Origin of the sequence: Streptomyces sp. SID3212, from assembly GCF_009865405.1 — a bacterium.
GTDB lineage: Bacteria > Actinomycetota > Actinomycetes > Streptomycetales > Streptomycetaceae > Streptomyces.
The window spans coordinates 1-358 of sequence record NZ_WWJY01000610.1; the positions used below are offsets into that span (position 1 = coordinate 1).

General features: G+C 77.1%; 1 protein-coding gene. It reads right to left on the reverse strand.

The genetic code is table 11. The features are described from left to right. The coding region (locus GT042_RS18040; RefSeq protein ID WP_161309739.1) for an AMP-binding protein at positions 1–358 on the reverse strand (358 nt) is incomplete at both ends.

Here is a 358-nt window from a genome sequence, read left to right on the forward strand (position 1 = left end):
ACGCCCTTGGGGCGGCCGGTGGAGCCGGAGGTGTAGATGACGTACGCGGGGTCCGCCGGGTGGGGGGTGTCCTGAGCGGGCGCGGGGGGATCCGTGGGCAGGGCGGCGGGGTCGTCGAGGGCGAGCCACGGTACGTCGTGGGCGGGCAGGCCCGCCTGCACGTCGGTGGTGGTGAGCAGCAGGACGGGCCGGGCGTCGTCCAGCATGTGCCGGATGCGCGCGGCCGGATACCGCGGGTCCACGGGCAGATAGGCGGCGCCGGCCCGCAGCACGGCGAGCATGGCGACGAGGGTGCCGACGGAGGAGGGCACGGCGAGGGCCACCAGGTCCTCACGGCCCGCGCCCCGCTCGCGCAGGA